Source organism: Gemmatimonadales bacterium, assembly GCA_041390145.1.
Taxonomy (GTDB): domain Bacteria; phylum Gemmatimonadota; class Gemmatimonadetes; order Gemmatimonadales; family GWC2-71-9; genus SPDF01.
The window spans coordinates 166475-185897 of the sequence record JAWKQM010000003.1; the positions used below are offsets into that span (position 1 = coordinate 166475).

Genomic DNA, 19423 nt, shown 5'->3' on the forward strand with positions numbered 1-19423 from the left:
CAGGTCGCCGAGTTGAGCGGGGAGTCGCCCAACTGGGTGACCGCCCGCCTGTCCGACCTGGTCAACTGGTCCCGGACCCGTTCGCTCTGGCCGATGCCGTTCGGCACCGCCTGCTGTGCCATCGAGTTCATGGCCACGGCCGCCAGCCGATACGACATCTCCCGGTTCGGGATGGAGCGGCAGGGATACACCCCCCGCCAGGCCGATGTTCTTATCTGCGCCGGTCGCCTGCCGTTCAAGCTGGCCCCCGTCATCCGGCGCGTCTGGGACCAGATGCCCCAGCCGAAGTGGTCGATTTCGATGGGAGCCTGCGCGTCGTCCGGCGGGATCTTCGACAATTACGCGATGGTGCAGGGTATCGACACGATCATTCCGGTGGATGTGTACGTGCCCGGCTGTCCGCCGCGGCCCGAGGGCCTGCTCTACGGCATCTTCCTGCTGCAGAAGAAGATCCAGGGGGAGAGCCTCATGGATCAGTCGCTGCGCATCGAGCGGTCCATGGGACCCGACGGACTCTTTCGTGCTCCGGCCGTCATCGACGAAGTCTCGGAGCCGTTCGGCAACTCTGTGCACCAGACCCGCTCCTCATGACGGCCGCCACCGTCTCGCCGTCCGTCGCCGCGCTCGTCAGCCACTTCGGCGCCGCCATTCTCCGGGACCGGGTCTCTTGTGGCGACACCATCGTCTGGGTCGCGCCCGACAAGGCCCACGACATCCTCGCCTGGCTCCGCGACGATCCGGGGCAGGACTTCAACTTCCTCACCGACGTGACCGCCGTGGAGTATCGCGACGGCGAGCTGCCGCTGGAGGTCGTCTACCAGCTTCGCTCGCTGGGGCGCCGGGCGGACCTGCGTCTCAAGGTTGAGCTCGACAAGAGCCAGCCGCTCGAGGTCGAGAGCGTGTGCGACCTCTGGGCCGGGGCCAATTGGCTCGAGCGCGAGGTGTTCGACATGTTCGGCATCACCTTCCGGAACCACCCCGACCTGCGCCGCATTCTCATGTGGGAGACCTACGCCGAGGGGTACCCGCTCCGGAAGGACTTCCCGCTCCGCGGGCATTTCAGCCGGTCCGAGCAGACCCGGCAGGCGCTGGCCGCCAATCCCGAGGCGCACTACTCGCTGGAAGAGCTCTCCATCGCCGCCTCGTATCACGAGCTGAGCATGGAAATGCGCGAGCGGCTTGGGCACGGTGAGCGCGGGGAGGTGACGTGAGTACCCGGACCGTCGAATTCGAGCTGACCACGCCGGGGGTCGACGCCGCCGGCCGCGACATCCGTGTGCCGCTCGGCGTCCAAGGGCACCCGGATGCCGAGATGTCCTCGGAGCACGCCCTCATCAACATCGGCCCCCAGCACCCCGCCACCCACGGGGTCCTCCGGCTCGTCATCGAGCTCGACGGCGAGACGGTCGTCCGGTGCATTCCCCATATCGGGTACCTGCACTCGGGCTTCGAGAAGCTGGGGGAGTACCGGCACTACAACCAGATCATCCCGCTGACCGACCGCACCGACTACCTGGCGCCGATGTCGAACAACGTCGCCCTCGCGCTGGCGGTCGAGAAGCTCATGGACATCCAGATCACCGAGCGCTGCCAGGTGCTCCGGGTCATTGCCTGCGAAATGAGCCGGATCATCTCGCATATCGTCTGGCTCGGCACCACTGGCATCGACCTCGGGGCCTTTACGCCCTTCCTCTGGCTGTTCCAGCAGCGGGAACTGATCTATGACCTGCAGGAGGCGTGGACCGGCGCCCGGCTGACGACCTCGCTGACGCGGGTGGGCGGCATGATGGCCGACGTCCCGGAGGGCTGGGAAGACGGCCTGCGGCAGTTCTGCCAGGGATTTCCGAAGGTCCTGCGGGAAGTCGACACGATGTTCACCAAGAACGCCATCTGGTGCGGTCGCAACCAGGGCGTCGGGGTCATCAGCGCGGCCGACGCGATCAACGGGTCGCTCTCGGGCCCGCTCCTGAGGTCCACCGGGGCGGACTACGACGTGCGGAAGGACCGCCCCTACCTTGGCTACGAGACGTACGATTTCGACGTCCCCGTCGGCGAGCATGGCGACAACTACGACCGCTACCTGGTGCGGCTGGAGGAGATGTTCCAGTCCACCCGCATCCTCGAGCAGGCGCTCGACCGGCTGGCCGGCCTGCGCGGCGCGCCGATGAACGTGGCCGACGCGCGGGTCATCCTGCCGCCCAAGTCGCGCGCCATGAGCGACATGGAGTCGATGATCCACCACTTCAAGCAGGTCATGGAAGGGATTCACCCGCCGGCGGGCGAGGCCTACCTGGGCATCGAAAACCCCAAGGGCGAACTCGGCTACTACTTCGTCTCCGACGGCACCGCCAAGCCGGTGCGCTGGCGCATCCGGCCCCCGTCCTTCATCAACCTTTCCGCGCTGCCCCAGATGTGCGAGGGCGCGCTCCTCAGCGACGTGATCGCGACCAACGCGAGCGTCGATATCGTCATGGGAGAAATCGACCGATGAGCGGCTCCACGCACGGCCACGCCGATGCGCCCCATGCGCCGGTGTTCACGGGGGAGGTCCGCTCGCGGCTCGAGGCGCTCTTCCCGCAGTATCCCACGAAGCAGGCCTGCCTGCTGCCGGCGCTGTGGATGGTGCAGGAGGAGCGGGGCTGGATTTCCGAGCCGGCCATGGCGGAGGTGGCGGAGGTGCTCGGGCTGACCCCGGCGTACGTGAAGGGGGTCGTGACCTTCTATACGATGTACCACACCCATCCGGTCGGGCGGCACTTCATCCAGATCTGCACCACGTCGCCGTGCAACCTGTGCGGCGCCGAGGCGGTCATGGAGGCGTTGTTGCGCGAGACGGGCTGCGGGGAGCTCGGCGCGACCAGCCCGGACGGCCGGTTCACCGTGTCCGAGGTCGAGTGTCTCGGGGCGTGCGGCTTCGCCACCCCGATCATGATCAATGACGACTTCATCGAGAGCGTGACGCCGGAGCGGGTTGCCGGCATCCTGCAGGGGTACAAGTAATGGGCTATCCGCATCCGTCCCACCCGAAGGAAACGCCGGTGCTCTCGAAGCACTTCGGCGAGGCCGCGGCGCGGACCTACGAGGGCTGGGTGGAGCGCGGCGGCTACACCGCGCTGCGCAAGGCGATGGGCATGACGCCCGAGGCGATCATCGACGAGGTGAAGGCGTCAGGGCTGCGCGGGCGGGGCGGCGCCGGGTTCCCGACCGGGCTGAAGTGGTCCTTCATGCCCAAGGGCGACGGCAAACCCCACTACCTCGTCTGCAACGCCGACGAGTCGGAACCCGGCACTTTCAAGGACCGCGAAATCATGCGGTGGACGCCGCACCAGCTGATCGAGGGGTGCGCCATCGCGGCGTATGCCATCGGGGCGGAGCGCTGCTACATCTACATCCGGGGCGAGTTCACCGAGCCGCTGGCCATGGTCAAGGCCGCGGTGGCGGAGGCGTACGCCCACGGCGCGCTCGGCGCCGATGTCTTCGGTTCCGGCAAGCGGATCGACATCGTGGTGCATCGCGGGGCGGGGGCGTACATCTGCGGCGAAGAGACCGCGATGATGAACTCGATCGAGGGGCGCCGTGGGAACCCGCGCATCAAGCCGCCGTTCCCGGCGCAGGCCGGCCTCTTCGCCATGCCGACCACCATCAACAATGTCGAGACGCTTTCCGCGGTGCCGCACATCATCAATCGCGGCGGCGAATGGTACAAGGGTCTCTGCCTCAGCAATCCGAAGTCCACCGGCACCAAGCTGATCTCGGTCTGCGGGCACGTGCAGCGGCCCGGCAATTACGAGGTCACCATGGGCACGTCGATGCAGGAGTTGCTCTTCGACATGTGCGGCGGCATGAAGCCGGGGCGCACGCTGAAGGCGGTGATCCCCGGCGGTTCCTCGGTGCCGATCATGACGGCGGCCGAGGTGGACGGATGCCTCCTGGACTACGAAGGGGTCGTCGCGTGCGGCTCGATGCTCGGCTCCGCCGGCATGATCGTCATGGACGACTCCACCGACATGGTCTACCAGATCTGGCGGCTCGCCCGGTTCTATGCGCACGAGTCCTGCGCCCAGTGCACCCAGTGCCGCGAAGGCACCGCCTGGACCACCAAGATCCTGGAGCGGATTCTGGCCGGGAAGGGCAAAGAGGCGGACCTGCAGCTGCTGCTCGACCTCTCCGAGAACATGACCGGCAAGACGATCTGCGTGCTGAGCGACTCCTGTGCCGCGCCGATCGTCAGCGGGATCCAGAAGTTCCGGTCCGAATTCGACGCTTACCTCAGCGGCGCGCGCCAGCCGGCGCTCGCAATGGCCTGATCCGATGACCGAACGCGTGACCGTCACGATCGACGGGGCCCAGGTGAGCGTCCCCAAGGGCACGTCGATCATCGAGGCGGCCAAACAGGCCGGCGTCCTCATCCCGCACTACTGCTACCACCCGTCGCTGCCGTCGCCGGCCGTCTGCCGGATGTGCCTGGTGGAGGTGGAGAAGGCCCCGAAGCTGATGCCGGCGTGCGTCACGACCGTCACGGACGGCCAGGTCGTGCACGTGAACAGCGCGCCGGCAAAGAAGGCACGGGAAGGGGTGCTGGAATTCCTGCTCGCCAACCACCCGCTCGACTGCCCGATCTGCGACCAGGCGGGTGAATGCGAGTTGCAGGACTACACCTTCCAGGAAGGCCGTGCCGCCGGGCGGCACGACGACTATCCGAAGCGGTACAATCCCGTCGAGGAGTTCGGACCCGACGTCCTCTACGTGCCCAACCGGTGCATCCTCTGCACGCGGTGCGTGCGGTTCATGGACGACGTCGCCGGGGACGGGGTCCTCAACGTCTCGGAACGGGGTGACCGGGCCACCATCGGGATCTTTCCCGACCGCGAGCTCGATCACCCCTGGGCGGGCAACGTGGTGGACCTGTGCCCCGTCGGCTCGCTCATCTCCAAGGACTTTCTGCACAAGGCGCGCGCCTGGGACCTCGATCGCACGGCCAGCATCTGCCCCGGCTGCACCCAGGGGTGCAACATCACGATCGACACCCGCGACAATACTGTGGTCCGCCTGCGGCCTCGCGCCAACCTCGAGGTCAACCGTCACTTCATGTGCGACGAAGGGCGGATGCACTATCGGTGGATGAATCGGGGCGACCGGGTGGAGGCGCCCCTCGTGCGCGAAGGCGACGGGCAGCGCCCCGTCGACTGGGAAACGGCCCTCGACCACCTTGGGCAGATGGTCCGGGGCGGCGCCGGATCCGCGGTGGTGCTCGCCTCGCCTCGCGCGAGCCTCGAGTCACTCGGGTGGGTCAGCCGTCTCCTCGGCCGCTACCAGGTGACCGGGGCGGTGCAGGTGCCGATGGGCGACGAGGAGCCCCTCGCCGGCGTCCCCGGATTGGCGCTGCGCGCTGAGCGGGCACCGAACCTCCAGGGCGCCCGTGCGCTGGGCCTGGACGCGGCCTGGGACGCGGCGGTCGCGGCGGCCGCCAAGGCCTCCCTCGTGATTGTGCTTGATGCGACGCTCACGGAGGCGGAGGCCGGTACCCTGGCCAAGGCGGGAAGCGTCGTGGTGTTCGCCACGGTGGAAGCGGAGGCATGGGCCCACGCCGGGCTCGTCCTGCCGGTCACCACCATGGCCGAGGAGCATGGCACCTGGATGAATCGCGACGGGCGGGTGCAGCGGTATCAGCAGGCCAAGGCGGGCCCGGGGATGGCGCGCCCGGCGTGGTGGATTGCTGCCGGCGCCATCGATGGCGCCGCCGAGGCACCGGCCACCGCCGCCGAGGCGTTTGCGGCGCTGGGCGCCGACTGGCCGGCGCTGGCTGGGCTCTCCTATGCCGACCTCGGCCTGAGCGGTCGCACGTCGGCCGCCGTCGCGGCGGGGGCGGCCCGGTGACCCCTGAACTGAAGGGCTTTGTGCTGGTGGCGCTCGTCAAGACGGTGGCGGTGTTCACCTTCCTGATGCTGCTCGTGGCCTACTCGACGCTGCTGGAGCGCTGGATCGCGTCGTGGATGCAGGACCGCATCGGCCCCAACCGCGCCGGTCCCAAGGGGCTGCTCCAGCCGATCGCCGACGGCATCAAGAACCTCCTCAAGGAGGAGGTCATTCCCGATGGCGCCAACAAGGTCTTCTTCGTCATCGCCCCGGCGATTTCGTTGATGGCGGCGCTGATCATTCCGTTGACGATCCCCTGGGCGGCGCCGATCCCGCTCGAGTTCGACATCACGCTGCCGCTGCTCGGCCGGTTTGTCCACCACGGCGCCACGGCGGCCACGGTGACGGCCCTGCCGATCGGGTTCCTGTTCGTGCTCGCCATCAGCTCGGTCGGCGTGTACGGCATCGCCCTCGGCGGGTGGGCGTCCAACAACAAGTACAGTCTCCTGGGCGGCCTGCGCGCCACCGCCCAGATGGTCTCCTATGAAGTGGCGATGGGGCTCAGCCTCATTCCGGTCCTCCTCCTGGTCGGCAATGTCTCGTTCGTCGAGATCGTGGCAGCACAGCAGCAGGCCCGCTTCGGGTGGCTCGTCCTCCCCCTGGCCCTCTCCGCCTTCATGTTCCTGGTGTCGGGGTTCGCGGAGACGAATCGCGTGCCCTTCGACATGCCGGAAGCGGAATCGGAACTCGTGGCGGGGTACCACACCGAATACAGCTCGATGAAGTTCTCCGCCTTCATGATCGCGGAGTTCGCCGGGATGGTGACCATCTCCATGATGTTCGTCACCCTCTTCCTCGGCGGGTGGGACATCCCGTTCACCCACTGGGACGAGACGGTTGGCATGCCGCAGTTCCTGGCGACGGCCGTTCTCTTCTTCCTGAAGGTCCTGTTCTTCCTCTTCCTGTTCATGTGGGTGCGGTGGACCCTGCCGCGCTTCCGGTACGACCAGCTGATGGCGCTCGGATGGAAGGTCTTCATCCCGATGGGCCTGGCCTACATCCTGTTCATCGCCGTGGCGCTGTGGGTGGTGGACGGCCCCCTCGGCACGGTGAACCCGGCGGCTCGGTTCGGCCTGCTCTTCCTCTTCAATCTTCCGGTGCTCGTGCTTGTCTTCCGGGTGCTGGACCGCGGTCGGTTGATCCGCGGCGTCTCCGTTCCCGCTCCCGCGTCGGCCCCACGGCCGGCACGGGTGTCCTGAGGGGTCCGCCATGGCGATCGGCGTCAAGGTTATGCAGCGCCCCGGGCGCGAGGCCAGCTACATGCGCGCCACCCTGAAGGGCATGGCGCTCACCTTCCGGCATCTCTTCCGCAAGAAAGTCACGATGCAGTACCCGGAGGAGCGCAGCACCGAGACGTGGACCATCAGCCCACGCTGGCGCGGCACCCACCGGATGCTCACCGACGAGCAGGGGCGCTCCAAGTGCGTCGCCTGCGGGCTCTGCCCCCAGATCTGCCCGGCCAACTGCATCAAGCTGGTACCGGGGGAGGATGAGGACGGCAACCGGTACCCCCTGATCTATGAGATCGACGAGTTTCGCTGCGTCTTCTGCGGGTATTGCCAGGAAGTCTGCCCGGAAGAGGCCATCCATGTGGGCGTGCACTACGAGAACGCGGAATTCGAGCGTGGACGGTTCGTCTACGATCTCGAGCGGCTCTCGGCCCAGACGCATCCGGTCTCGAGTCTCTGGGATCCGACGGATCCGAGGGGGGAGTAGGTGGCCGACACGATCTTCATGGCGCTGGGGACCATCGCCGTCCTCTCCGCGATCTTCTGCATTTTTCAGCGGAATGCGCTGGCGGCCGCCATCTGGCTGGTCGTCACCATGCTGTCGCTGGCCGGGATGTACCTGATCCTCGGCGCGCCGTTCATCGCGGCGATCCAGGTGCTCGTCTACACCGGCGCCATCATGGTGCTCTTCATCTTCGTCATCATGCTGCTCAATCTCGGCGAAGGGGTGAGCGACATCCGCGGCCCGGGGGCAAAGGCGCTGGCGGTGGTCCTCGGCGTGGGCGCGGCCACCTTTCTCCTCCGCCTTGCGGGCTATGATCCCGCCCGGCTGGCGTTCGAGCTGACGGGCGGCACCAACCTCCCGCCCGCCGCGGTGTTCGAGACCGCCGAACTTGCCCGCCGGTCGGCGGAAGCGCAGGGCGTCGTCGGCGCGATCGCCGGTCCTCTCTTCTCCACCTATCTCGTCCCCTTCGAGGTCACCTCGCTGCTGCTGCTCGCGGCCATCATCGGGGCCGTCGTGCTGGCCAAGAGGAGGATCTGATGCTCCTCGGTCCGGCGCTGGCCTTTTCGGCCCTGCTGTTCTCGATCGGCGTCGTCGGCGTGCTGATGCGCCGTAACGCCATCGTGCTCTTCATGTGCATCGAGCTCATGCTCAACGCCGTCAACCTGACGTTCGTCGCCCTGGCCCAGTACCACGGCGTCGGCGGGCAGTTGATGGTGTTCTTCGTCATGGCTGTCGCCGCCGCCGAGGCGGCGGTCGGGCTGGCCATCATCCTCGCGGTCTTCCGGCACACCACCTCGGTGGACCTGAAGACCAACACCCTCTTGCAGGGCTGACGATGTACGTCTCCGCCAACCTCATCTGGCTCGCCGTCGCCCTGCCGCTCGCCGGGTTCCTGATCAACGGCGCGCTGTCGATCTGGCGCCCCGGCGCCAAGACCGCCGTGAGTATCGTCGGCCCGGCGGTCTTGCTGGGGGCCTTCGCGGTCGTGGCGCTGGTCTTTCGGAGCTATGCCGCCGCGAACCTCAGCGCTGCCGAAGTGGTCCCGCTCTGGACCTGGCTGCCGGTCGGGGCGCTCCGGATCGAACTCAGCCTCCTCGTCGACCGGCTCTCGCTGGTGATGCTCCTGGTCGTGACCGGTGTCGGCAGCCTGATCCACCTCTTCAGCATCGGCTACATGCGGAGTGATCCGGGGTACGCCCGGTACTTTGCCTACCTGAACCTGTTCGTCGTGTTCATGCTGATGCTGGTGCTCGGCTCAAGCCTGCCGGTCCTGTTCATCGGCTGGGAGGGGGTCGGACTCTGCTCCTACCTCCTCATCGGATTCTGGTACGGCGACAAGGCCAACGCCGATGCGGGGAAGAAGGCGTTCCTGGTCAACCGGATCGGCGACTTCGGGTTCATGGTGGCCATGTTCATCATCTGGGTCACCCTTGGGAGCCTGAACTTCCTGGACATCGCGGAGCTGGCCCCGCAGCACCTGGCGGCCGGCGGCGCGGTGGTCACGACGATCACCCTCTTCCTGTTCCTGGGGTGCACCGGCAAGTCGGCGCAGATTCCCCTCTACATCTGGCTGCCCGACGCCATGGCGGGCCCGACCCCCGTCTCCGCGCTCATCCACGCCGCCACGATGGTCACGGCCGGCGTCTATCTCGTGGCGCGCACCAACATCCTCTTCGCGATGGCCCCGGTGTCGAGCACCGTCGTGGCGGGCGTCGGCGCCCTCACGGCGCTTTTCGCCGCCACGATCGGGCTCCGGCAGTACGACATCAAGAAGGTCCTGGCGTACTCGACGGTGTCCCAGCTCGGATACATGTTCCTGGCCGTCGGCACGGGGGCCTACGTCGCGGGCGTGTTCCACCTCGTCACCCACGCCTTCTTCAAGGCGCTCCTCTTCCTCGGCGCGGGCAGCGTCATCCACTCGATGCACCACGCCTACCATGCGACCCATTCGCACGAGGACGCGCAGGATATGCGCAACATGGGGGGGCTCCGGCGTGCCATGCCCTGGACCTTCGCCCTCATGGCCATTGCGACGCTCGCCATCGCGGGCATCCCCCCGTTCTCGGGCTTCTTCTCGAAGGACGAGATCCTCGCCGCCGCGTTCGCACGGGGCGCGGAGCTTCCTCTCTTCCGCGTGTTCTGGCTCTTCGGCGTCATAGCCGCCGCGCTGACCGCGTTCTACATGGCCCGCCTCATGGCGATGACCTTCTTCGGTGAGAATCGGACCGGCGCGGAAGAGCAGAAGCATCTTCACGAGGCGCCGGCCATCATGACCGTCCCGCTCGCGGTGCTGGGTGTCCTCAGCGCCGTCGGCGGCATGCTGAACCTGCCGGCGCTGTTCGGGGGCCATGCCCGCCTCGAGCACTGGCTCGATCCGGTCATCGAAGGGGCGCACCACTACTTCCCGCTCGAGATGCCCCACGGGCAGACGGAGTTCGTTCTGATCGGGCTGGCGATTGCGATTGCGGTGGGCGGGCTGATTGCCGGATGGCGGGTCACGATGTCCCGGCCGATCCTGCCGGCCAGGGAGGCGGCGCCCGAGGTGGGGTTCTGGAAGGTGCTCTACCACAAGTACTACGTGGACGAGATCTACGCCGCCCTCATCGTCCGGCCGCTGCTGCGCTTCTCGGATCGCGTGCTCTGGAAGGACGTGGATCAGGGGATCATCGACCGTGGGGGAGTGGAGGGCTCGGCCCGGCTGGCGAGCTCCCTGGGGTGGATCGGAACCCGGCTCCAGACCGGCCAGGTCGGCGTCTACCTGACCGTGTTCCTCGTGGGTGCGCTCGGCATCTTCTTCGTCGTGATGGGCTGACCCGCTATGGCCGACATGCTGAACATCATCGGATACCAGGCCTGGGTCGTCCCGGTCCTCCTTCTGCTTCCCCTCCTCGGGGCGCTGCTCGTCATGGTCGCCCCGGCCGAGCGGGCGCGGTCGCTGGCGCTCGTGGTCGCCGTGGCCGAGTTCGTGATCTCGGCCGGGCTCTGGTGGGCGTTCCTGCCAGAGGGGGGCATGCAGTTCACGGCGGTGCACGACTGGATGCCGCGCTGGGGTGTGGCCTACCGGGTCGGGATCGACGGCATCTCGCTGTTCATGGTGCTCCTCACCACGCTGACCATGCCGCTCTGCGTGCTCGGGAGCTGGAACTACATCACGCAGCGGGAGAAGGGGTTCTACGCCCTGTTGCTGGTGCTGTTGACCGGCATCCTCGGCGTGTTCGTCAGCCTGGACCTGTTCGTGTTCTACGTGTTCTGGGAGTTGATGCTGATCCCGATGTACTTCCTGATCGGCATCTGGGGTGGCTCCAACCGGCTGTACGCGTCCATCAAGTTCTTCATCTACACGATGGTCGGCTCCCTCCTGATGCTGGTGGCCATCCTGATGACCGTGTGGTACATCTCCGAGGCCACCGGCGTCCTGAGCTTTGCCTACAGCCACATTCTGCGCAACGCCGCGGTGGTGGGGAGCCGGGCACCCTGGCTCTTCGCGGCGTTTGCGCTCGCGTTCGCCATCAAGGTCCCGGTCTTCCCGTTTCATACCTGGCTTCCCGATGCCCACGTCGAGGCGCCCACGGCGGGATCCGTCATCTTGGCCGGCGTCCTCCTCAAGATGGGGACCTACGGCTTCCTGCGGTTCGCCATCCCGTTCTTCCCGAACATCGCCTTCAGCCCCGTGGTCACGACCCTGGCGGTGGTGCTGGCGGTTGTCGGCATCATCTACGGCGCCCTCGTCGCCATGGTGCAGCCTGACATCAAGAAGCTGGTGGCCTATTCGTCGGTCAGTCACCTCGGCTTCGTGATGCTTGGGATCTGGGCGGCCACCCTCCAGAGCGTCCAGGGCGCGTTGATGGTGATGATCAACCACGGCCTCTCGACCGGAGCGCTCTTCTTCCTGATCGGCATGCTCTACGAGCGTCGGCATACGCGTGACATCGCGGCGTTCGGGGGGATTGCGAAGGTGATTCCGCTGTTCAGCCTCGTGTTCACGGTCGTGTCGCTGTCCTCGATCGGCCTGCCCGGACTCAACGGGTTCGTCGGCGAGTTCCTGGTGTTGCTCGGCAGTTTCGGCCGGTTCCCGTGGGCCACCGGCATCGCGACGACCGGCGTGATCTTTGCCGCGGCGTACCTGCTCTGGGCGCTGCAGCGCATCATTTTCAACAAACTGGACAAGCCGGAAAACGAGGCGCTGACCGACCTGACGCCGCGTGAGTGGGTGGTGCTGGCGCCGCTGCTCGCCGGGATCATCTGGCTCGGCCTGTATCCGGCCCCCGTGCTCCGGCGCATGGAGCCGACCAGCCGGCAGTTCGTCGAGAGCGTCCAGCACGTCATGCCGCAGGGTGCGCCGACCATGTTGGCGCCCCGGACCGGGAGCCACCCGTGAATCCCATTGACACGACGTCGCCGACGGGCGTCCTGCTCGCCCTCCTCCCTGAGGTGGTCCTGTCCCTGGCGGCCCTCGGTGTCCTCGTGGTCAACGCCTGGCGACACGAGACCGCCGAGGATTCGCGCCTGGCCGGCTGGCTGAGCCTCGGCGGTGTGGGCGCGGCGCTGCTTGCCCTCGTTTGGCTCTGGAGCGCAAGCACCGGGTCCGCCGGGATTTCGCAGATGGTGGCGCTTGACGGTTATCGGTTCTTCGGGGATGTCATCTTCCTGCTGGCGGCGGCGGCGACCATCGTGCTGTCGATCGACTACCTCGAGCGCGAGGGGATCCGGGGGCCGGAGTACTACACGCTGATCCTGCTCGCGACCGTCGGGATGATGCTGCTGGCCGGCGCCAACGACCTGATCATGGTCTTCCTCGGACTCGAGGTGATGTCGGTCGCGGCCTACGTCCTCGCCGCGTACGACCGCCGGAGCCCGTTCTCGGCCGAGGCGGGGCTCAAGTACTTTCTGATCGGGGCGTTCGCCTCGGGCTTCCTCCTCTACGGCATCGCGCTCGTCTATGGCGCCACCGGGACCACCAATCTCGTGATGGCCGGGACGTTCTTCGCCTCTGGTCCTTTGCCGGTCATGGCCCTGCTCGGTCTGAGCCTCCTGCTGATCGGGTTCCTCTTCAAGGTGTCGGCCGTGCCGTTCCACATGTGGGCGCCCGATGTCTATGATGGCGCCCCCACGCCGGTGACCGGCCTCATGGCCACCGGCATCAAGGCCGCGGGGTTCCTGGCACTCACCCGGTTGCTCATGGTGACATTTCCGGCGGCGTCCGGCGTCTGGCAGCCGGTGCTCGGCGTCCTGGCCATCGCGACAATGGTGGCCGGGAACCTGATGGCGCTGGCCCAGCGGACCGTGAAGCGGATGCTGGCGTACAGTTCGGTGGCCCACGCCGGCTACCTCCTCGCCGCGGTCTGGGCCGGCACGCGCGTCGGCGCCGCATCGGTACAGGTGTACCTCCTCGCCTATGCGCTGACCAGCCTCGCCGCCTTCGGCCTGCTGGCCTCGCTCGGCCGCGGCGGCGAACGGGACCTCACCACCGATGATCTGGCGGGCATGGCTCGCTCGCGGCCCTGGACCGCCGCCGCCTTTGCCGTGGTCCTCCTCTCCCTGCTCGGTTTCCCGGGCACCTTCGGCTTCATCGGCAAGTGGATGATCCTGACCTCGCTGGTCGTCGCGGGGCAGTGGCTGATTCCCGTGGTGCTGGTGCTCGCCAGCGCGGTGTCTGCCGGCTACTACCTGCCGGTGATCATGGCGATGTACATGAAGCCGGCCCGCGAGGGAGCGCCGGAGGCACCCCGGCTGCCAAGAAGCGCCGCCGTGGTGATCGGCGGCATTGTGGCTGCCATCCTCGTCCTCGGGGTCTGGCCGGGGCCACTGCTCAACAACACGATGGAAATCGCGACTTCACTCTTCGAGCGGGCCTTCCAGTAGCTCGGCCGATTCCCCGATCCGGCCGGGAGGCACGGTGCGCGTCCCACGATCCATCTTTCGCCAATACGACATCCGCGGCCTGGTCGGCGCGGAGCTGACCCCCGCGTTTGCCCACGCGCTGGGCCGGGCCTTCGCCGCACTCGGGGCCGAACGCCTTGGCCGCGACGCGGTCATGGCCGTTGGGCGTGACAATCGACCGTCGGGAGTGGCGCTGGCCGCGGCGCTTCGCAACGGGATGGCCTCCGCCGGCGCGCGCGTGATCGATGTGGGGGAGCTGCCCACGCCGGCGCTCTACTACGCGGTTCACGCGTTGACCGTCGATGGCGGGGTGCAGGTGACGGGTTCCCACAACCCGCCGGAGTTCAACGGCTTCAAGATGGTGCTCGCGGGCGAGTCGGTGCACGGCGACGAGATCCAGGATCTCTACGAGCGTATCACGCTGGAGCAGGCCCCGACCCGGGCAGGCTCAGAGACCGCCGACGGCTCCATACTCGGTCGGTATCGCGACGCCATCGTGGAGCACCATCACCTCGCGCGACCGGTCCGCGTCGTGGTGGATTGCGGCAACGGGGTCGGGAGCGTGATCGCCGTCGAGACGCTGCGCGCGCTCGGGGCCGAGGTCATCCCGCTCTTCTGCGAGTCGGACGGCACCTTTCCGAATCATCATCCTGACCCGACGGTCCCCGCCAACCTGGTCGACTTGCAGGTCGAGGTGCGCCGGAGCGGCGCGGAGCTTGGCATCGCCTTCGACGGCGACGCCGACCGGATCGGCGCGGTCGACGAGACCGGGCGCGTGCTGTTCGGCGATCAGCTGCTGGTGCTCTACGGTCGCGACGCGGTCCGCCGCTTCGGCCCCGGCGTCCGCGTCATATTCGACGTGAAGTGTTCCGACCTGCTCCCCGTCGCGCTGCGTGCCGCCGGCGCCGAGCCCGAGATGTGGAAGACGGGGCACTCGCTCATCAAGGCGCGCATGAAGGAGCTGGACGCCGTGCTGGCAGGCGAAATGAGCGGCCACATGTTCTTCGCCGGCGACTGGTACGGGTTCGATGACGCGCTGTTCGCGGCCGCGCGCCTCCTGGAAGTCGTCTCCCGTGCCCCGCACGGCCTGGCGGCGCATCTCGCCGACCTGCCGACCACCTTCGCCACGCCGGAACTGCGGGTGGACTGCCCGGATGACCGCAAGTTTGCCGTCGTCGCCGAGGCCACGGAGCACTTCCGCGCCCGCTACCCGGTCAACGACATCGACGGCGTCCGGATGTCGTTCGCCAACGGCTGGGGACTGATCCGCGCCTCGAACACCCAGCCGATCCTCGTACTCCGCTTCGAAGCCACGGACGAGGGATCCCTCGCGGTGTACCAGCGCGAAGTCCTGGAATGGCTCGCAGAGCGGGGTGTCCAAGGGCAGGGATGACCCCCGTGCGTGGACGCTGGATCGCCGGGACGGTCGCCGCCCTCGCCGTCCTGCTCTTCGCGGGCCAGTGGGCCGCGGACTTCCTGGCCGGTCGCTGGTGGGCCGGCGCCCTGGTGCCCGAGGCGGCCGGCTTCGTGTCCGGCGTGCGCCTGCTTCGCCTGACCCTCGACACGGCCGCCGTCCTTCTCGCCACCGCCTGGTTCACCGGGCACCTCCTGATCGTCCACCGGGCCATCGGTTCGGTCCAGATCTCCCGTCAGGTGGCCAATCTCGAAATCCGCGAGGCAGTCACCCCCGCCACGCTCCTCCCACTCGCGGTGGTGGTCGGCGTGGCGCTGGGCATGATCGCCGGACTCGGTGCAGGGAACGACTGGGCGGTCTTCGCGCTTGCGTGGCAGGGTGTCACCTACGGGGTGACTGACCCTTTCCTCCACAGGGACCTTGGGGTCTTCGTCGCGCAGCTCCCGCTGTGGGTCCTGTTGCACTCCTTCGCCCGGCTGTTGGCCTGGAGCGCGCTCGTGGTGATGGGTGTGCTCTATGCTGCGCTCGGCGCGCTCCGGTGGCATCAGGGCCGTCCCGCCATCTCCGATCACGCTCGAAAGCACCTGGGCCTGCTGCTGGCCGGTGTGGCACTGGTGCTCGGTTGGGGATTCCTGCTGACGCCGTTCGAAGTCGCGGCGACCGCCGCCCCGGCGGCCGGTGTTTGGGGCACGCTCGAGCTCTCGATGCTGGCACTCGCCGGCGCCTGCCTCGCTGCCGTTGCCATTTCCATCCTGTGGGCCTTGCGGGGACACCATCTCCTGATGCTCGCCGGGTGGGGCGTCCTGCTGTCCGGCGCGATGTTCGCCTGGATCATGTCTCCCGTCTCGGCCGAGATCAGCGACGAGGTGGCTGCCAGCCGCGTCGTCCTCGACCGCCTGGCCTACGGCCTCGAGGGGCTCGATGACCGGCCCGCCCGGTCGCCGCTGGCGCCGGAGGCGGGCGTGCCGTCGCTCTGGTCGTGGGCCAGCATCGGGCGGTTGGCCAGCGCCGATTCCCAGAGCCTCGAATCGGCCGTCCAGACCACCATCCCGTTGAACGGATCCGCCATCCCGGTCTGGCTGGTATTGCGTGTGCCGCAGTCGGGACCGGCCGCAGTGCTCGCCATCGCAGACGGCCGTACCGACGGGCACGGCGGGCCGCTGTCCTACCGCGCCGGTGATTCGCTGGCATACCCGGGCCTCGTCACGTTTACGACCCTGCCACCCGCGGCCGTACGACCCGGGGCACCACGGTTGGTGGTGGACTCCGGACCGGTGGGACTGCGCGTCGGCGGGGCCGCCCGGCGGATGGTGCTCGCATGGTCGCTCCAATCGGCGAGCGTGCTGGGGGCGTCCGGCCCGGCGACCCGGGTGCGCTGGCACCTGGCGCCACGGGCGCGGCTGGAACACCTGCTCCCGTTCGCATCATGGGATAGTCCGCGCCTGCTCCTCGTCTCCGGCTCGCCGGTGTGGGTGGCGCACGGCTACGTCGCCAGCGAGTACTTCCCTGGATCGGTGCGGATCGGCGATCTCGGGTCGCTCGAGGCCGGACTCCTCGGCGCGGTCGACGCCGTGACGGGGGCGACGAGCATCTACCTGCTGCCCGATGCGGGGCCGATCACCCGGAGTTGGGCCGAAGTCAGCCAGGGGGTCGTGCGGCCGACCAGCGAGATCCCCACGGAACTGGCGTTGGTGTCGCCGTACCCGGTACGGCTCTTCGAGGCGCAGTCCCGGTTGCTCGAAGCAGGCCCCTGGCGAGTCGGTACCCTCGCCGGGCGCCCCGCCACCCCACCAGGAGACCCCTCGGCTCCGACAAACGTCTGGGAGGGCGGCAAGGGGCTCACCGTGGTGACCGGCTACGAGCGCGGGGAGGATCGCCGGATTCGAGCCCTCCTGCTTGGACGGGTCACCGAGGCCGGGCGCCGTCTTGACCTCGTCCGGCTCACCGAGGGCGGCAGCCTGCCGGGTCCGGCGGTCGCTCAGGCGACCTGGGACCGCTTTCCCTCGTACGAGCAGGTGCTCGACTCCGTGGTGCGGCGTGGGGCGCGCTTCGAACGGGGACCGTTTCGGATCCTCCCCATGGGCGACACACCGATCGCTTATCAACCCTGGTATGGGTTCGATGGGGACGGGCTGGTCACGCTCCCGTACATCGCGGTGGAGCAGGGGACGCGGTCTGGCGCGGGGCGCACCTTCGGGACGGCCCTGGATAACCTGCGCGGGCGCGGCGCGCCGCTTCCCCCGGGCTTCGGCCCGACGACGCCCCTCGAGGACGCCCGGCGCTGGATGCTCCGTGCCGATTCCGCGCTCCACGCCGGCGACTGGGAAGGGTTCGGGCGTGCCTTCGGCGCACTCCGGGAGGCGCTCGGGGTGGGTCGTGACGCGCAGTGACCGCGGTTGTATCCACCCTCCGGGCCGGGTAACTTTCGGTGTTGTCAACCACGCACAGGAGAGACTGTGAATCTGCATGAATATCAGGCGCGCGCACTCCTCAAGGCGGCCGGGATTCCGGTGCCCGACGGCGATGTCGCGTCGACCCCCGGCGAAGTGGAGTCGCTCGCCCGGCGCATCGAAGGCACCGTCGTCGTCAAGGCACAGGTCCATGCGGGCGGCCGTGGCAAGGCGGGAGGCGTCAAGCTCGCCAAGACGCCGGCCGAGGCCGCGGAGATCGCCTCCCATATCCTCGGCATGCAGATCAAGGGGCTGACGGTCCACAAGGTGCTCGTGGTGCCCGCGGCAGACATCGCGTCGGAGGCCTACATGGGCCTGATTCTCGACCGCGACTCCCAGCGGCCCGTCTTCATGGTGAGCCCGGCCGGCGGGATCGACATCGAGGAAGTTGCCGCCACGACGCCGGAGAAGATCCTCCGGCTCCCTGTCGACCCGCGCTTCGGCCTCCTGCCGCACCAGGCGATGACCCTCGGCTTCTTCCTCTACAGCAACGTGAAGCAGGCCCGCGCGGCGGCGGATATCATGCACCGCCTCTACAAGGTGTTCACCGAGAACGGCGCGTCCCTGGTGGAAATCAACCCGCTCATCACGACGCCGGACGGCCGAGTGCTCGCGCTCGATGCCAAGATCTCCATCGACGACAACGAACTCGATCGCCGGCCCGACCTGGCGGAACTCCGCGACGAGACCGCGGAAGATCCGAGTGAAGTCACGGCGCGGCGGGCCGGGCTCACCTTCATCAAGCTCGACGGCAACGTCGGCTGCATCGTCAACGGCGCCGGGCTGGCCATGGCCACGATGGACCTGGTGAAGTACTACGGGGGCGAACCCGCCAACTTCCTCGACATCGGCGGCAGCTCGAATCCCGACAAGGTGGTCAACGCCCTGAAGATCATCACCGCCGACCCGAGCGTGAAGGCCATTCTCTTCAACATCTTCGGCGGCATCACGCGCACCGACGACGTGGCCAACGGCATCAAGACCGCGCTCGAGCAGTTCCCGGTGAAGGTGCCGATTGTCGTGCGCCTGACGGGCACGAACGAGAAAGAGGCGGTCAAGATTCTGGAGGGCATCGGCATGACGGCACTCTCCGACATGGACGAGGCCGTATCCAAGGTGGTGGCTCTGGTCGGGGAGGCGGCGTGAGCATCTTCATCGGAAAAGACACCCGGCTCGTGGTGCAGGGCATCACGGGGCGCGACGGTTCGTTCCACGCGAAGCAGATGATGGAGTACGGCACCAAGGTGGTCGCCGGCGTCACGCCCGGAAAGGGCGGCCAGGTCTTCGAGGGCACCGTCCCCATCTTCAACACCGTCGCGGAGGCGGTGGCCGAGGCCGGCGCCAACACCGCGGTCATCTACGTGCCGCCGATGGGCGCGGCGGGCGCCATCATGGAGGCCGTTGACGCCGGGATTGCGATGGTCGTGTGCATTACCGAGGGCGTCCCCGTCATCGAGATGACGCGGGTCATGCCGTTTGTGCGCGAGCGGGGCGCGCGTCTCATCGGGCCGAATTGTCCGGGCGCCATCACCCCGGGCGAGGCCAAGGTCGGCATCATCCCCGGATCGATCTGCGCGCCAGGCCGGGTCGGGCTGGTCTCCCGGAGCGGGACGCTCACCTACGAGGTCGTCAACCAGCTGACGCGTGCCAAGATCGGGCAGAGCACCTGCGTGGGCATTGGTGGCGACCCGATCATCGGGACCAATTTCATCGACTGCCTCCGGGCGTTCCAGGACGATCCCGGCACCGACGCGATTGTCATGATGGGCGAGATCGGCGGGACCGACGAGCAGCACGCGGCGGAGTTCGTCCGGGATCACGTGACCAAACCGGTCGTTGGCTTCATCGCCGGCCAGACCGCGCCGCCGGGCCGCCGAATGGGGCATGCGGGCGCCATCATCTCGGGTTCCTCCGGCACCGCGGCGGAAAAGATGGCCGCCTTCGAGGCGGCCGGCATCAGTGTCATGAAGCGGCCGGCCGATGTCGTGCCGCTCCTCAAGGCCCGGCTCAAGTAGCCGGGGCCATTCCT

General features: G+C 68.0%; 17 protein-coding genes. All 17 read left to right on the top strand.

Annotation, left to right across the window (positions count from 1 at the left end; all coding sequences use genetic code 11):
* Positions 1-36 precede the first annotated feature (36 nt).
* The 17 genes from R2910_02785 to sucD all read left to right on the top strand — a co-directional run bounded on the left by R2910_02785 (position 37) and on the right by sucD (position 19409).
* The gene (locus tag R2910_02785; GenBank protein ID MEZ4411901.1) at positions 37-591 is read left to right on the top strand and encodes an NADH-quinone oxidoreductase subunit B family protein; all 555 of its coding nucleotides are present in this window, start codon (positions 37-39) and stop codon (positions 589-591) included.
* Positions 588-1211 carry an NADH-quinone oxidoreductase subunit C gene (locus R2910_02790; protein ID MEZ4411902.1) on the top strand — a complete coding sequence of 208 codons (624 nt, stop codon included), beginning with the start codon at positions 588-590 and terminating at the stop codon, positions 1209-1211. The genes R2910_02785 and R2910_02790 overlap by 4 nt, the downstream gene beginning before the upstream one ends.
* Positions 1208-2491, top strand: coding sequence for an NADH dehydrogenase (quinone) subunit D (gene nuoD, locus R2910_02795; GenBank protein MEZ4411903.1), 1284 nt, complete (start codon positions 1208-1210; stop codon positions 2489-2491). Before R2910_02790 ends, nuoD begins: the two co-directional genes overlap by 4 nt.
* Positions 2488-3000, top strand: coding sequence for an NAD(P)H-dependent oxidoreductase subunit E (locus tag R2910_02800; protein ID MEZ4411904.1), 513 nt, complete (start codon positions 2488-2490; stop codon positions 2998-3000). Before nuoD ends, R2910_02800 begins: the two co-directional genes overlap by 4 nt.
* Entirely contained in the window at positions 3000-4307 is a 1308-nt protein-coding gene (gene nuoF / locus R2910_02805; GenBank protein ID MEZ4411905.1) for an NADH-quinone oxidoreductase subunit NuoF, read from the top strand. Before R2910_02800 ends, nuoF begins: the two co-directional genes overlap by 1 nt.
* A gap of 4 nt (positions 4308-4311) precedes the next feature.
* Entirely contained in the window at positions 4312-5877 is a 1566-nt protein-coding gene (locus R2910_02810) for a 2Fe-2S iron-sulfur cluster-binding protein (protein ID MEZ4411906.1), read from the top strand.
* Positions 5874-7115, top strand: a complete 1242-nt coding sequence (nuoH, locus tag R2910_02815; protein ID MEZ4411907.1) for an NADH-quinone oxidoreductase subunit NuoH — start codon at positions 5874-5876, stop codon at positions 7113-7115. The genes R2910_02810 and nuoH overlap by 4 nt, the downstream gene beginning before the upstream one ends.
* A gap of 10 nt (positions 7116-7125) precedes the next feature.
* Complete coding sequence (locus tag R2910_02820; GenBank protein ID MEZ4411908.1) at positions 7126-7632, top strand: NADH-quinone oxidoreductase subunit I; 507 nt, start codon at positions 7126-7128, stop codon at positions 7630-7632.
* A complete protein-coding gene (locus R2910_02825) occupies positions 7633-8187 on the top strand; it encodes an NADH-quinone oxidoreductase subunit J (protein ID MEZ4411909.1) in 555 nt (184 codons plus the stop codon).
* Positions 8187-8483: an NADH-quinone oxidoreductase subunit NuoK gene (nuoK, locus tag R2910_02830; protein ID MEZ4411910.1), complete on the top strand. Its 297-nt coding sequence runs from the start codon at positions 8187-8189 to the stop codon at positions 8481-8483. Before R2910_02825 ends, nuoK begins: the two co-directional genes overlap by 1 nt.
* Positions 8484-8485: 2 nt before the next feature.
* Positions 8486-10462 carry an NADH-quinone oxidoreductase subunit L gene (gene nuoL / locus R2910_02835; GenBank protein MEZ4411911.1) on the top strand — a complete coding sequence of 659 codons (1977 nt, stop codon included), beginning with the start codon at positions 8486-8488 and terminating at the stop codon, positions 10460-10462.
* Between the two features lie 6 nt (positions 10463-10468).
* A complete protein-coding gene (locus R2910_02840; protein MEZ4411912.1) occupies positions 10469-12028 on the top strand; it encodes an NADH-quinone oxidoreductase subunit M in 1560 nt (519 codons plus the stop codon).
* Positions 12025-13512: an NADH-quinone oxidoreductase subunit N gene (locus R2910_02845; protein MEZ4411913.1), complete on the top strand. Its 1488-nt coding sequence runs from the start codon at positions 12025-12027 to the stop codon at positions 13510-13512. The genes R2910_02840 and R2910_02845 overlap by 4 nt, the downstream gene beginning before the upstream one ends.
* A 34-nt stretch (positions 13513-13546) precedes the next feature.
* Positions 13547-14923: a phosphomannomutase/phosphoglucomutase gene (locus R2910_02850; protein MEZ4411914.1), complete on the top strand. Its 1377-nt coding sequence runs from the start codon at positions 13547-13549 to the stop codon at positions 14921-14923.
* A 5-nt stretch (positions 14924-14928) separates the two neighbouring features.
* Positions 14929-17334, top strand: coding sequence for a UPF0182 family protein (locus R2910_02855; protein MEZ4411915.1), 2406 nt, complete (start codon positions 14929-14931; stop codon positions 17332-17334).
* A 66-nt stretch (positions 17335-17400) separates the two neighbouring features.
* Positions 17401-18540, top strand: coding sequence for an ADP-forming succinate--CoA ligase subunit beta (gene sucC / locus R2910_02860; GenBank protein ID MEZ4411916.1), 1140 nt, complete (start codon positions 17401-17403; stop codon positions 18538-18540).
* Entirely contained in the window at positions 18537-19409 is an 873-nt protein-coding gene (sucD, locus tag R2910_02865) for a succinate--CoA ligase subunit alpha (protein ID MEZ4411917.1), read from the top strand. The genes sucC and sucD overlap by 4 nt, the downstream gene beginning before the upstream one ends.
* Positions 19410-19423: the final 14 nt, after the last annotated feature.